The organism is Psychroserpens damuponensis, from assembly GCF_000826655.1.
In the GTDB taxonomy this organism is placed as follows: Bacteria; Bacteroidota; Bacteroidia; order Flavobacteriales; family Flavobacteriaceae; genus Psychroserpens; species Psychroserpens damuponensis.
Window position 1 is genome coordinate 96,122 of record NZ_JXJO01000022.1, and the last position, 13,837, is coordinate 109,958.

At 32.6% G+C, this 13,837-nt stretch carries 13 protein-coding genes and 1 riboswitch; of the genes, 2 read left to right on the forward strand and 11 right to left on the reverse strand.

Features of this window, described 5'->3' with window-relative positions; all coding sequences use genetic code 11:
• Positions 1 to 33: 33 nt before the first annotated feature.
• Complete coding sequence (locus TD29_RS13170; RefSeq protein WP_040281213.1) at positions 34 to 486, forward strand: hypothetical protein; 453 nt, start codon at positions 34 to 36, stop codon at positions 484 to 486.
• A gap of 36 nt (positions 487 to 522) precedes the next feature.
• Here the strand turns inward: TD29_RS13170 and TD29_RS13175 are convergent, their stop codons facing one another.
• The 4 genes from TD29_RS13175 to TD29_RS13190 form a co-directional block, all read right to left on the reverse strand.
• A complete protein-coding gene (locus tag TD29_RS13175; RefSeq protein WP_040281214.1) occupies positions 523 to 1,605 on the reverse strand; it encodes a bifunctional 3-deoxy-7-phosphoheptulonate synthase/chorismate mutase type II in 1,083 nt (360 codons plus the stop codon).
• A gap of 106 nt (positions 1,606 to 1,711) precedes the next feature.
• Complete coding sequence (locus TD29_RS13180) at positions 1,712 to 2,563, reverse strand: prephenate dehydrogenase (RefSeq protein WP_040281215.1); 852 nt, start codon at positions 2,561 to 2,563, stop codon at positions 1,712 to 1,714.
• Between the two features lie 88 nt (positions 2,564 to 2,651).
• Entirely contained in the window at positions 2,652 to 3,797 is a 1,146-nt protein-coding gene (locus tag TD29_RS13185) for a pyridoxal phosphate-dependent aminotransferase (protein WP_040281216.1), read from the reverse strand.
• Positions 3,794 to 4,621: a prephenate dehydratase gene (locus TD29_RS13190; RefSeq protein WP_040281217.1), complete on the reverse strand. Its 828-nt coding sequence runs from the start codon at positions 4,619 to 4,621 to the stop codon at positions 3,794 to 3,796. Before TD29_RS13190 ends, TD29_RS13185 begins: the two co-directional genes overlap by 4 nt.
• Positions 4,622 to 4,999: 378 nt before the next feature.
• On the opposite strand from TD29_RS13190, the gene gldA reads away from it, so the two are divergent.
• The gene (gldA, locus tag TD29_RS13195) at positions 5,000 to 5,893 is read left to right on the forward strand and encodes a gliding motility-associated ABC transporter ATP-binding subunit GldA (RefSeq protein ID WP_040281218.1); all 894 of its coding nucleotides are present in this window, start codon (positions 5,000 to 5,002) and stop codon (positions 5,891 to 5,893) included.
• Between the two features lie 76 nt (positions 5,894 to 5,969).
• Here the strand turns inward: gldA and TD29_RS13200 are convergent, their stop codons facing one another.
• The 7 genes from TD29_RS13200 to TD29_RS13230 form a co-directional block, all read right to left on the reverse strand.
• On the reverse strand, positions 5,970 to 6,722 hold the full coding sequence (locus TD29_RS13200; protein ID WP_040281219.1) for a head GIN domain-containing protein: 753 nt from the start codon (positions 6,720 to 6,722) through the stop codon (positions 5,970 to 5,972).
• The gene (locus TD29_RS13205) at positions 6,719 to 7,816 is read right to left on the reverse strand and encodes an acyloxyacyl hydrolase (protein WP_040281220.1); all 1,098 of its coding nucleotides are present in this window, start codon (positions 7,814 to 7,816) and stop codon (positions 6,719 to 6,721) included. Before TD29_RS13205 ends, TD29_RS13200 begins: the two co-directional genes overlap by 4 nt.
• A gap of 243 nt (positions 7,817 to 8,059) precedes the next feature.
• On the reverse strand, positions 8,060 to 9,016 hold the full coding sequence (metF, locus tag TD29_RS13210; RefSeq protein WP_040281221.1) for a methylenetetrahydrofolate reductase [NAD(P)H]: 957 nt from the start codon (positions 9,014 to 9,016) through the stop codon (positions 8,060 to 8,062).
• Positions 9,017 to 9,188: 172 nt separating this feature from the next.
• The gene (metH, locus tag TD29_RS13215) at positions 9,189 to 11,918 is read right to left on the reverse strand and encodes a methionine synthase (protein WP_084203481.1); all 2,730 of its coding nucleotides are present in this window, start codon (positions 11,916 to 11,918) and stop codon (positions 9,189 to 9,191) included.
• A 2-nt stretch (positions 11,919 to 11,920) separates the two neighbouring features.
• Positions 11,921 to 12,280, reverse strand: a complete 360-nt coding sequence (locus TD29_RS13220) for a four helix bundle protein (protein WP_040281222.1) — start codon at positions 12,278 to 12,280, stop codon at positions 11,921 to 11,923.
• Positions 12,281 to 12,312: 32 nt separating this feature from the next.
• A complete protein-coding gene (locus tag TD29_RS13225) occupies positions 12,313 to 13,311 on the reverse strand; it encodes a homocysteine S-methyltransferase family protein (protein WP_040281223.1) in 999 nt (332 codons plus the stop codon).
• 57 nt (positions 13,312 to 13,368) lie between these two features.
• A riboswitch (SAM riboswitch) is annotated at positions 13,369 to 13,476 on the reverse strand.
• A 64-nt stretch (positions 13,477 to 13,540) separates the two neighbouring features.
• Complete coding sequence (locus TD29_RS13230) at positions 13,541 to 13,834, reverse strand: rhodanese-like domain-containing protein (protein ID WP_040281224.1); 294 nt, start codon at positions 13,832 to 13,834, stop codon at positions 13,541 to 13,543.
• Positions 13,835 to 13,837 lie beyond the last annotated feature (3 nt).

Consider the following 13,837-nt stretch of genomic DNA (forward strand, 5'->3'; position numbering starts at 1 on the left):
AAATTGCTAACTTAAATTTTAAAATATAACAACATGAAAAAATTAGTACTCTTATTTGCCGTAGTTTTTTTAACACTTACTGATGCCTTTGCTCAAGTAGAATATAAAATCATTACAAGTGTAGAATCTATTGTGCCAAATGGTTTGGGACGCTCAAGGCTTATTTCTGCTTCAGACGAGCGTGATTATAAAGAATTCACCTCTGTTAGAAGTGAGGATAAAAAAGAAGATAAACGAAATAAATCAGACAGAAGTGAGATAAGAGTTAAGAATTTTGAAGAGACTAAACTTTTAAATTTTTTCAATTTAGGAGGAATACGTTTTCAAAACATTGCTGCTAATGACGCTGTTATTACTTCAAAAGTAAACACAATGATTCAAGAAGGTTGGGAATTAGCCTTTGTGACTAGTGCTGTAGAAAGCGCAGGCAAAGGTGACAACAATGGTATTTTTATAACCCGATTTATTTTTAAAAGAACTAAATAAACTAAAAAAAAGACCATCAATTGATGGTCTTTTTTTTTATCCGTTTATAATCTTCTCTTGATGATTAATAGATTCTTGGTGAATAGCCTTAAACATGCGTAAAATAAACTCTTCACTTAGTCCTTTTTCATCACCATCTAAAACCATTTTACCTAAGATCTCGTTCCAACGTTTGCTTTGTAAAACAGCAACATTTTTTTGTTTTTTAAGACTCCCAATACCATCGGCAACTTTCATTCGTTTTCCTAATAACTCTATAAGTTGGCTATCTACAACATCTATTTGAGCTCTTAAATTATTAAGCTCTGAGTTATACTCGGCTTCAGGATCAGATTCTTTTCTAATTTTTAAATCTTCCATAATGTTAACCAAAGTTTTAGGAGTAACTTGTTGTGCAGCATCACTCCATGCATTATCTGGATCAAAATGAGTTTCTATCATTAAACCATCAAAATTTAGATCTAATGCAGTTTGTGATACATCAAAAATCATATCTCTTTTTCCAGTTATATGTGATGGGTCATTAATTAATGGTAGGTCTGGAAATCTATTTTGAAACTCAATAGCTAATTGCCATTCTGGAATGTTTCTATACTTCGTTTTCTCATAGGTTGAAAATCCTCTATGAATTGCACCTAGATTTTTAACTCCTGCACTATATAATCTTTCTATACCACCTAACCACAAGGCTAAATCTGGATTGACTGGATTTTTAACTAAAACTACCTTATCTGTTCCCTTAAGAGCATCTGCAATTTCTTGCATAATGAAAGGGCTTACCGTAGATCGTGCACCAATCCATAATAAATCTACATCATGTTCTAAAGCTAATTCTACGTGGTTTCTATTAGCAACTTCAGTACAGGTTTTCATACCTGTTTCTTCTTTTACTTTTTGCAACCATTTTAAACCTAGAGCACCAACACCTTCAAAATTTCCTGGACGTGTTCTCGGCTTCCAAATACCAGCTCTGTAATAGTTAACATCAGTATCTTTTAGCTCGTGTGCTATTTTTAATACTTGCTCTTCAGTTTCTGCACTGCATGGTCCTGCGATAACTAATGGGTGATTTAACCCTAATTTATCTAACCATGTTCTCATTTCTTTTTTGTTTTCCATAATACTTTTTTTATCCTTCCGAATTTTAATTCTCATCAAAATCCACCTTCCCCAAAAAAAGGGAAGGAATTATTAGTCTCCTCTTTTTACTTATTTTGTTTTACACTTAAATCAATCCTTTTAATATGTCTTTGATGTGGTTTGTATTTTCCATTTCGGTATAAATGGCATTAAAATCATCGGCTTCCATCAAAGCTTTAAATTGCTTGAGATTGGTTATATATTCATCTAAAGTTTCAATCACATTATCTCTATTTTGCTTAAAAATTGGTGTCCACATGGCTGGTGAACTTTTTGCTAAGCGCACAGTACTCTCAAAGCCACTTCCAGCCATATCAAAAATATCGCGCTCATTTTTCTCTTTTTCAATTACGGTTTTACCCAACATAAACGAGCTAATATGTGACAAATGAGACACATAAGCGATATGCTTGTCATGAGCTTCAGGATTCATATATCGAATACGCATTCCTAAGTCTGTAAAAAGCTTCAAAGCTTTCTCTTGAAGTTTAAAAGTTGTTTTTTCTACCTCACAAATGATATTCGTTTTTTTTTCAAACAAATGAGCTATTGCTGCTTTTGGACCAGAAAACTCTGTTCCTGCAATGGGATGTGTTGCTAAAAAATTACGACGCTTTTTATGATTTTCTACCGACTTACAAACCGGTAATTTCGTAGATCCTACATCTATCACTAGTGTTTGGTCTCCAATCTTATCTAAAACTTTAGGCAGCTCAACAATGGCTTTATCTACAGGAATAGAAAGGATGACTACATCTGCCTGTTGCAAATCATCATACGTTGCTTTGGCATCAATTAAATTCAAATTTAAAGCCTCATCTAAGTGTTTGTCGTTAGAATCTATCCCAAAAATTTTAGCATTTGTGTATTTAGACTTGATGTCTATTGCTAAACTTCCTCCAATTAATCCAATGCCTATGATGTGTATGTTATTCATGTTTATATTCCGTTTCTACGGAAATTTTATAATTCATTCATTTCTATTCTTCCCAACCACTTACGGTCTATCAAAAAAAAGATAGTTTTTATGTTAATCTCTCCAATGCTTCCTCTAATTCATCAATAGATGCACAAAGCGAAAACCGTATATAGCCAATTCCATTACTACCAAAAATGGTTCCTGGAGTGATAAAAATTGATTTTTCTTTTAGTATTAAATCGATATAATCTTCTGCTTTAATATGTTCAGGCAACTTAGCCCAAACAAACAATCCTGAGGCTCCTTTATTGTAGGTGCACTTAAGTGCATCTGCAATTTTCCATACAATTTTACGACGCTGTTCATACACGCTATTTAAACTCGAAAACCACATGTCTGAACATTTTAATGCTTCAATTGCTCCTTTTTGGAGGCCTAAAAACATTCCAGAATCCATATTACTTTTTACACGTAATACTGCATCTATATATTCATGCTTACCTAGCAACATACCTACTCTCCAACCTGCCATATTAAAAGTTTTACTTATAGAGTTTAGCTCTAAACATACATCTTTGGCATTTTTATATTTTAATATACTTCTAGGGAAGCGATTAAGAATAAAACTATAGGGATTGTCATTAACAATTAGAATATTATGACGTTTTCCAAATTTAATTAAGTCTTCAAATAATTTAACCGAGCCTTTTTCTCCAGTAGGCATATGTGGATAATTCACCCACATAATTTTCACATTTTCAACGCCTCTTTTTTCTAGAGCTATCAAATCTGGACACCAATTAGACGCTTGCGTTAAATCATAAAAAACAGGAACGGCTCCTACCAAATTGGTAACCGATTTATAAGTTGGATAGCCAGGATTAGGGATTAAAACTTCATCTCCTGGATTTAAAAATGCCATAGAAATGTGTAAAATCCCTTCCTTACTTCCCGTTAATGGAAGCACTTCTGTATGCGCACTAAGGTTGACATCAAAATGAGATTTATAAAAATTGGCAATAGCTTCTCTCAACTCAGGTATCCCTTGATAACTTTGATATTTATGTACTGTTTCGTCTTCAAAAGTCTCAACTAGTGCATTTAGCACAGCTTCTGGAGGATGCAAATCTGGACTTCCAATACCTAAATTGATAATGGGCTTACCTTGAGATTTAAGCAATCGCACTTCTCTTAACTTTTTTGAAAAGTAGTATTCTTCTACATTTTGTAAACGGTTGGCAACCTTAATCATAGTCTTGCGTTTTTATATTCTCCCAAAACCTTAAAGTCTTGTGCCATAATTTTCATTATGGATTTAGCTTTATCATAGTCTTTAAACGACTCAAAAGTCACATCTACAAAAAAGGCATATTTCCAAGGTGTTTCAATTTTAGGAAGAGATTGAATCTTTGTTAAATTTAACTTACAATCACTTAATACGTTTAAAATAGTCGCTAAACTTCCTCTTTTATGGTCTAATTCAAATTTTATTGATGCTTTATTGATTTCATGTACTGGTATTTCAGCATTTTTAGTTTTTACAATAAAGAAACGTGTTTCATTGTGTTTGATGGTTTGAATGCTTTCTGAAATGATATCTAGCTCAAACAATTGGGCAGCTAAACGCGATGCAATAGCTGCAACATTTTTTGTTTGATTTTCCTGAATCCTCTGGGCTACTTGAGCAGTATCAATATCTTCAATTAATTTAATATGAGGATAGTGTTTAAAAAACGATTTACATTGTAATAATGCCATAGGATGAGAATATACTTCTTTAATATCATCTATAGTTTGGTTTGGCAATGCCATTAAATGGTGTTGAATATCTAGATAATGTTCTCCTACAATATGTAAATTATGAGTATCAATCAATGCATAATTTGGAATTATAGAACCTGCTATAGAATTCTCAATAGCCATTATAGCTGCATCACAATTACGGTTTAAAATACTTTCAATTACAGCATCAAATGTCATACATTCATCTACCAACACACGCTCATCAAAATATTGCTGTGACACAATGTGATGAAATGATCCTTTAACTCCTTGTATGGCTACTGATTTTATCAATTTTTTCTTTTTAATTATGACATCCCAAAACCTATTTAGGACCAATTCAATGTATTATTTCAATATGATTATTAAGTACTTACCAAAATATTAAATCAAAAAAAAAGTCTCGATTTTCATCGAGACTCATATTATATTTATTACTATAAATTATACATACAATGCCTCGTTCTTTTCGCTAAAAAAGAAATAAAACCAGTTAAAATATGTATGATTTGATGTATTCATGTCGTTATTATGATGCTAATGTACTTATATTTTTAATAAATCAAAATTGTTAGACAATTTTTTTAGGTTTTACATTTCAGAATTAAAGATTTCACAATTTAAACTAAGGCATTAGCAATTATTACTATTTTTGAATAAATAAATTGATTTATGTCTATCGAAGTTGAAAACATTTCTAAAGTTTATGGCGAGCAAAAAGCGCTAAACAATATTTCATTTTCAGTAAATACAGGAGAAATTGTTGGATTTTTGGGACCTAATGGTGCAGGAAAATCTACGTTAATGAAAATTTTAACCACCTACATTAATGCTACAGAAGGTATTGCTAAGGTTAGTGGTTTTCAAGTTGAAACTCATAAACAAGACGTACAAAAAAGTGTTGGTTATTTGCCTGAGCATAACCCATTATATCTAGAAATGTATGTTAAAGAATACCTTACTTTTAATGCAGGTATTTATAAAACGTCAAAAACTAGAATCGATGATGTTATTGAACTTACGGGTTTAACACCAGAGTCTCACAAAAAAATTGGTGAGTTATCTAAAGGTTATAGACAACGTGTAGGTTTGGCTAATGCGTTGCTTCATGACCCTTCGGTTTTAATTTTAGATGAACCTACTACAGGTTTAGATCCTAATCAATTAGTAGATATTAGACATTTAATTAAAAATATTGGCAAAGATAAAACAGTGTTTTTATCAACCCATATTATGCAAGAAGTTGAGGCTATTTGTGACCGTGTGATTATTATTAATAAAGGGGAAATTGTTGCAGATAAAAAACTTAAAGATTTACGAGACGAGAAAGAACAAACGGTAGTTGTAGAGTTTGATTATCGTGTTGAAGATGCTTTTTTACTGAAACTTCCTAACGCCAAAACCGTTAAAAACACACACGATTTTATTTATGAAATCACATTCTCTACAGGAGAAGATATGCGTTCTCATGTGTTTGATTTTGCACATGATAATGAATTAAAGATTCTTCAGTTGAATCAAAAAAATGCAAGTTTAGAGAGTTTGTTTAGGGAGTTGACGAGTTAGTTTTAAGTGATCAATCTATAAAGTTCTATGTGCTGTAAAACTATGTAAAAGGTTTAAACTTAAGATTTCCGAAGTATTAATCCTCAAAAATAAGTTGTCCTGTATAAAACTGCTCAACATCAATGATTGGAGGTGTATGGACTAGAATAACATCACCTGTACTTCTAATTTCTCCGGTTATAGATTGCTGTGCATTTATAATCATATCATTACTACTACGCTGAAAAATAGTAACGTTTTGAGCCATGAGGTCTCGACCTTCAAAACGTGCGTCACCAGAATAATATTCGAGTTTTAAATTGTTAACTTCTCCATCAACAACTACATTTGAAAGATTATTAACAACAACTCTCAAAAAGTTAGCATCGACTTCTAGGTCGAAATTTCCATCTGTAGAGAAAGCATCTTCGTCGTTAGAATCTTCTGAAATCAATGTTAAATTATCAAAATTTAAAACCCCTAGACTACTTACGGTTCGTCCTGATCCATTTCTAATTTCGCTAAGATTAGGCGTCGTTACAAAAACTTTAGTAAGTGCATAATCGCGAGTTAAATTGCATCCATTATTATTGTACAATTCGAGGCGACCATTGACGACTTTCACCTCAATATCATTCATTAAATATTCACCTGTTTGCACCATAACATTTTGAGTTTCTCCTGCTGTAATAATTAATTCAATTCTAGGATAAGCAGTTATTTGGGTAAATACATCAACTTCAAATTCTCTTTCAATGAGGTCTCCTGCGTTTTGAAAACAGTCTGGCACATGCTCGCCATTACACGACAACAACACCATTGTAAATATGACACCTATTAATTTTCTCATAATCTTACACCTATTCCAAATTCTACAGCTTCTGCTTTCGCACCATGTGATTTTAGTGTTATGGCTCCAAAGATTTTATCACCAAAATAACGTTTTAACCCAATTCTATTATAAACTTGTCCTTCAAAATCGTAAGGATAATAGACATAATAACCTAATTGTGTTACAAATGACATTTTATTTATAAATAACTCATGACCTACAAAAACACCTACTCGTTTCCAATCTTCGTCACCTTTAACATTAAGTTCTGGAAATGCAACCGCATAAAAATGAATCAATTCTTCTAAAAATTTAGAAAAGAAAACATCTGTTCCTAATTGAATAGCACTTTTTCTATTGATGCGTTTGTCTGCATATGCCGAAATAATATAGAAAGGATACTGACCAACATCAATAATATCACTTTCATTAACACCACTTCTAAATGCGAAATTAAATGCAATGGGTTCTTTATATTTTTTTTCTTCGGAAGTTGGTATATACTCAGGTTCTTTATCTGAATTAAACATATAGTTTGCTCCAACATTAAATGCAAAGGTGTTTGTAGATGTGTTTGGCGCTCTAAAATTGGCATTAGAATAGTGAATAACCGAAATACCTGCCTGCAAACCAAAGCCTTTTATGATATTCTCTTTTTTATAATTCAACATTAAATACGTAGAACTCAGCAAATCTGACCCATAGGCATTGTTTCTAAAGTTGGTGTTTTTATCGTAAGGATTGGTAGTATAAGCCATACCTTGACCAATTCTAAAGTTAAGATTTCGGTTTAGGAAATAAAAATTGTAATGAGCGTATAAGCTATAATTTTCTCCTAAATACGTGTTTTTCATATCTTGATAAATGAATGAAAAACCCCAATCTGGATAATTAAATCTACTTTCCCAGTCTTTAAATCCGTAGGTTTTTTTATTGTAGCTTAAAATTAATCCGCTAGGATGACCTGTAATTAAATGAGAAATATCTGGATTGTGTTCTAAAATTGTTCCGTAGAAAACATCGGTATCTAAAGTAAAAAGATTAGGATCTTCCTCTTGTGCAAATGCAGTTACACAAAACAGACAAAACATGTAGGCTAAAAAACGATTCATAAATTTAGTTAGTGCGTAAATGTATGTATTACCAATTACAACTTAAAATCTATACGCAAAAATCAAATATTTAGTTTTAACTGCAATAGCCTAATTTGCAATATGTGTTTTTCTAAAGTACAAAACGATACTTGTGTATCGTCATCATCGAGATTGGAAGTACAATTATTACAATGATATAGAACTACAACAACGTTTAATAACATTTTTTGAGACTACAGTACCGCTACATTTAAGCTAAAATTAAAACAACTTTGAAGCAATCGCCTCAATATTATCACTTTTTCCCATAGAATAATAATGTAACACAGGAGCACCTGCATCTAATAGCTCTTTAGATTGTTGTATGGCCCATTCAATCCCAACTTGTCTTACTTTAGCATTATTGTCACATTTTTCTATTTCATCTATTAAGATTTCTGGTAAATCAATTTTAAAAACCTGTGGTAGTAATTGCAAATGACGTTTTACGGCTATTGGTTTAATACCAGGAATTATAGGCACATGAATTCCAGAATCTTTTGCGGCTTTTACAAATTCAAAATATTTGGCATTATCAAAAAACATTTGAGTAACCACATAATCTGCGCCAGCTTCTACTTTTTCTTTCAGACGTTTTAAATCTGTTTGTAAAGAAGGGGCTTCAATATGTTTTTCTGGATAGCCAGCTACACCAATACAAAAATCTGATTTATGATCTGCCTCTAGAACATCATGCAAATATTTACCACAGTTTAGATTTTGTATTTGACCCACTAATTGGCTAGCATATTGGTGACCACCATTTGTAGCTTCAAAATACTTTTGATGGCTCATCGCATCACCTCGCAAAGCCATTACATTATCAATACCTAAATAATGGCAATCTACTAAGAGGTATTCTGTTTCCTCTTTAGAAAAACCTCCACACAATACATGAGGAACTGTATCAACATCATATTTATGCTTAATTGCTGCGCAAATACCAACCGTACCAGGACGCATTCTTGTAATTTTTCTATCTAACAAACCATTACCTTTATCAATATACACATATTGTTCTCTTGATGTTGTTACATCAATAAATGGTGGTTTAAATTCCATTAAGGGATCGATATTATTATACAATTCTTGAATGTTATTTCCTTTTTTTGGTGGAATCATTTCAAAAGAAAACAACGTTTTTCCATTCGCATTTTTTATATGATCTGTTACTTTCATAGTATCATGTTGATACGAAATAAGCTGCTAATAAAGACACTGTTGTTAACAGGAATAAATGAAAAGCAAACCTTATTTCTTCTTTATATTTTTTCATAATCTTGGTTTTAAAATATAGCGCAAGATTACTATTTAACTGTGTATTATTTATGTTGTCTATTCTAAGAAATTGTTAAGTTTCTGCTAAGTTAGGATTTAGCCATTTTCTAGCTTCATCTTCACTAATACGCCTACGTTTTGCATAATCTTTTAGTTGATCTTCGGAAATTTTACCGAGTCCAAAATACTTGGCTTCTGTTTGTCCAAAATAATAACCACTCACACTAGCTGCTGGCCACATGGCCAAACTATCTGTTAGTATTACACCTATATTTTTTTCAACATTAAGTAATTTCCAAATAGTTTTCTTTTCTAAATGATCTGGACATGCAGGATAACCAGGAGCAGGACGAATGCCTTTATAACTTTCTTTAATTAAATCGTCGTTTGTTAAGTTTTCTTCGGAAGCATAGCCCCAAAACTTTGTGCGCACTTCTTTGTGCAAGTATTCAGCAAAGGCTTCTGCCAAACGATCTGCCAGCGCTTTAATCATGATAGCATTATAATCATCATGATTCGTTTCAAATTGTTTTGCTAAAGCTGCGGTACCAAAACCTGTAGACACACAAAAAGCTCCCATATAATCTCGCACTCCAGATTGTTTTGGTGCTACAAAATCTGATAACGCCAAATTTGGAACGCCTTCTCTTTTACTTAATTGTTGACGAAGGGTTAAAAAAGTAACTCTTTTATCTTCAATGTGATCTCTCGATTCTGCTTGAGGTGATAGTACAATCTCAATATCATCGTCATTAATTGTATTAGCAGGAAACAAGCCGAAAACAGCTTTTGCTTTTAATAATTTCTCATCAAATATACGTTTGAGTAACTCCTGCGCATCTTTAAATAATTCTTGAGCTTGTGTACCAACAACCTCATCTGTTAAAATATCTGGATATTTCCCATGAAGGTCCCAACTTCTAAAAAACGGACTCCAATCAATAAAAGGCTCTAATGCTGTAATGTTAAAATCATCTATAATTTGGATGCCTAGTTTTTTGGGTTTTACAATTTCCGAAGTACTCCAATCTATTTTAAATTTATTTTTTCGTGCATCATCAATAGAGATGTAATCTTTTTGTTTGCCTCGTTTTAAAAATTGTGTTCTAAATTTATCGTACTCTTCACGTATTTGCGCTTTGTAAATTTTATTGTTTTTTTGCAGCAAATTACCAACGACGGTGACTGCTCGTGAGGCATCATTGATATGCACCACAGTGTTATTATATTTTGGTGCAATTTTCACAGACGTGTGCGCACGAGAAGTAGTTGCTCCACCAATAATTAATGGAATGTTTAGATTTTTCTTTTCCATTTCTTGAGAGACATAAACCATTTCATCGAGTGATGGTGTAATCAAACCGCTTAAACCAATTACATCTACATTTTCTTTAATAGCAGTTTCAATAATTTTTTCTGGAGGCACCATAACTCCTAAATCTATAATTTCGTAGTTGTTACAACCTAGTACAACACTCACTATATTTTTACCAATATCATGCACATCACCTTTTACGGTTGCCATTAAGATTTTACCTGAAAATTCTTGTTTACCGTGTTTTCCTGCTTCAATAAATGGTTGCAGATAAGCCACTGCTTTTTTCATAACGCGAGCAGATTTTACCACTTGCGGTAAAAACATTTTTCCGCTACCAAAAAGGTCGCCAACAACATTCATTCCAGTCATTAAATTATCTTCAATGACTTCTATGGGTTTTGTTGCAGCTAACCTTGCTTCTTCAACGTCTTCTATTATAAATTTATCTATTCCTTTAACTAAACTATGAGTTATTCTATTTTGCAATGCTTCATTTCGCCATTCTAAAACCTTGGTAGCATCTTCTTTTTTGTCTCCTTTAACTGTCTCTGCGAAATCTAATAAACGCTGGGTTGCATCGTCTCTCCTGTTAAATAAAACATCTTCGACGTGCTGCAATAAATCTTTAGGGATTTCATCATAAACTTCCAACATGGTTGGGTTTACGATTCCTAAATTCATGCCATGTTGTATAGCGTGATATAAAAATGAAGCGTTGATAGCTTCCCGTACGGTATTATTTCCGCGGAAAGAAAAAGAGACATTACTCACACCTCCAGATACATTTGCATGCGGTAAATTTTCGCGAATCCATTTTGTGGCATTAAAAAAATCTAAGGCATTTAAACGATGCTCATCCATACCTGTGGCTACAGGGAAAATATTAGGATCAAAAATGATGTCTTGAGCTGGGAAGTGAATCTCATGAACTAGAATATCATACGAACGTTTACAAATTTCTATGCGTCGCTGATAAGTATCTGCCTGACCTTTTTCATCAAAAGCCATCACAATCACTGCAGCTCCATAGCGTTTTACGAGTTTTGCTTGGCGTTTAAACTCTTGTTCACCTTCTTTTAAACTAATAGAATTAACCACACATTTACCTTGTGCAACTTGTAATCCAGCTTCAATAATATCCCATTTTGAGCTATCAATCATCAACGGAATACGCGCAATATCTGGCTCAGATGCAATTAAGTTTAAAAACTTCACCATGGCATATTTACCATCGAGCATGCCTTCATCCATATTGACATCTAGAATTTGAGCACCACCTTCTACTTGATCTCTGGCAACACTCAAGGCTTCATCAAACTTTTCTTCTTTTATTAATCTTAAAAATTTTCTAGATCCTGTTACATTAGTTCGCTCTCCAACGTTAATAAAGTTACTTTCTGGAGTTACTACTAACGGTTCTAATCCTGATAATGTTAGATACTTTTGGTGTTTGGTTTTTGGTATATTGGGTTTAGTTTCACTCATCATTAATTTTTGTTTTTGTAATAATTAATGAATCCGTTAAGCAATTTTTTGCATGATGTTATATCTTCAAATATTATTTCGAATTGCGATTGGGTTATATAATTTAAATCTAAAGAAAGGAAAAGTTGAGTTTCCAATTCAAAAAGAGAACCTCTGGATATATGCAAGAAATGAATTGTATCTTTATTTGTTTGTCTTCCAATTCCTTCTGCAATATTAGAAGGAACAGAAATCACACATCTATTGATTTGACTCGTTAAAGCATATAATTCGGAATTCGGAAAATCACTTGTTAATTGATATACTGATTTCACTAATTTTCTTGAATACTTCCAAACTTCTAACTCTGTATAATTCTTCATGCTAAATTTCAATTTTTTCTATCAACCAAATACTAAACACCAACAACCAATCGTGGCTTATAATTTTGAGCAACATCTGCAATGGCTTTAATGTGCTCAGGATTTGTGCCACAGCAACCACCAATAATATTGATTAAATCATCTTTTAGATACGCTTCAATTAGAGTTTGCATTTCTTTTGGTGATTGGTCATATTCCCCAAAAGCATTTGGTAAACCTGCATTTGGATGTGCAGAGGTATGAAACTCGGTTTCATGAGACAAACGCTGTAAATACGGTTTGAGTTGTTCTGCTCCAAGTGCACAATTAAACCCAACACTTAATAATGGTATATGAGAAATTGAGGTTAGAAAGGCCTCAACAGTTTGACCAGATAATGTTCTTCCTGAAGCATCTGTTATAGTGCCAGACACCATAATGGGAATATCAATTTGACGTTCTTCTTTCACTTCTTCAATAGCAAATAATGCTGCTTTGGCATTGAGCGTATCAAAAATGGTTTCTACTAAAAGCACATCAACACCTCCATCAATTAGCGCTTCTACTTGTTGTTTATACGCTATTCGTAACTCCTCAAAAGTGATGGCTCTATATTCTGGTTTATTAACATTTGGCGACATACTCGCCGTTTTATTGGTTGGACCAATACTACCTGCTACAAATCGAGGTTTTTTAGGATTTCTATTAGTAAATTCTGTAGCCACATATTTGGCAATTTTAGCAGATTCGTAATTTAATTCGTAAACCAAATCTTCCATATCATAATCTGCCATAGCTATTGTTGTGCCAGAAAATGTGTTTGTTTCTATAATATCTGCTCCAGCTTCAAAATAGAGTTTATGAATATCAGCAATGGCTTGCGGTTGTGTTAAGGATAATAGGTCGTTATTTCCTTTTAATGATGTTGGGTAGTTTTTAAAACGTTCTCCTCTAAAGTTTTCTTCGGAAAAATTATAACGTTGCAACATGGTTCCCATGGCACCATCGAGTACTAAAATTCTGTTTTGTAAGGCTTCTAAAATATCTGACATTTTATACTGTTTTATAAAAATGTCATCACGAAAGTAAAGTAGAATTTACTTGTGTATTGTTTATCTGTCCAAAAAATAATTTTTGGTAGAATTTAGCACCTTCTTTAAGATAAAGGGTTGCTAAGGCTTCAATGGGTCTATTCCCTCTGCCTTTCATGATAACATCAATAATAATATGAACGATAACGTAAATTAACGCATTAAATTTATAATAAAAAAATATTATTTATTAAATATAATATTCTACATTTTGCCATGAACCTCCATTTATTGCATCAACATCTTCGTTAAGCAGTAAATCTTTAGCGTGTTCACTTCTTACACCACTTCTACAACAGGTGATAATTGGTTTTTGCAATGCTTTTAATTGGTCTATTTCGTATTCTAACTGATCTAAAACAATATGAACCGCATTTTTAACATGACCTTGATTATATTCTACTTCGGTTCTAACATCCAATACAATAGCGCCTTTATCAAGGTAAGCTTTAATATTTCCAAATTCAGGGTTTTGATTACTCATATT

What these genes read in the sequence shown, in the direction of transcription:
- TD29_RS13170 (WP_040281213.1), top strand. Translation starts at nt 34, where the DNA reads ATGAAAAAATTAGTACTCTTATTTGCCGTAGTTTTTTTAACACTTACT.
- TD29_RS13175 (WP_040281214.1), bottom strand. Translation starts at nt 1,605, where the DNA reads ATGGAAAACAAAAAAGAAATGAGAACATGGTTAGATAAATTAGGGTTA.
- TD29_RS13180 (WP_040281215.1), bottom strand. Translation starts at nt 2,563, where the DNA reads ATGAATAACATACACATCATAGGCATTGGATTAATTGGAGGAAGTTTA.
- TD29_RS13185 (WP_040281216.1), bottom strand. Translation starts at nt 3,797, where the DNA reads ATGATTAAGGTTGCCAACCGTTTACAAAATGTAGAAGAATACTACTTT.
- gldA (WP_040281218.1), top strand. Translation starts at nt 5,000, where the DNA reads ATGTCTATCGAAGTTGAAAACATTTCTAAAGTTTATGGCGAGCAAAAA.
- TD29_RS13200 (WP_040281219.1), bottom strand. Translation starts at nt 6,722, where the DNA reads ATGAGAAAATTAATAGGTGTCATATTTACAATGGTGTTGTTGTCGTGT.
- TD29_RS13205 (WP_040281220.1), bottom strand. Translation starts at nt 7,816, where the DNA reads ATGAATCGTTTTTTAGCCTACATGTTTTGTCTGTTTTGTGTAACTGCA.
- metF (WP_040281221.1), bottom strand. Translation starts at nt 9,016, where the DNA reads ATGAAAGTAACAGATCATATAAAAAATGCGAATGGAAAAACGTTGTTT.
- metH (WP_084203481.1), bottom strand. Translation starts at nt 11,918, where the DNA reads ATGAGTGAAACTAAACCCAATATACCAAAAACCAAACACCAAAAGTAT.
- TD29_RS13220 (WP_040281222.1), bottom strand. Translation starts at nt 12,280, where the DNA reads ATGAAGAATTATACAGAGTTAGAAGTTTGGAAGTATTCAAGAAAATTA.
- TD29_RS13225 (WP_040281223.1), bottom strand. Translation starts at nt 13,311, where the DNA reads ATGTCAGATATTTTAGAAGCCTTACAAAACAGAATTTTAGTACTCGAT.
- TD29_RS13230 (WP_040281224.1), bottom strand. Translation starts at nt 13,834, where the DNA reads ATGAGTAATCAAAACCCTGAATTTGGAAATATTAAAGCTTACCTTGAT.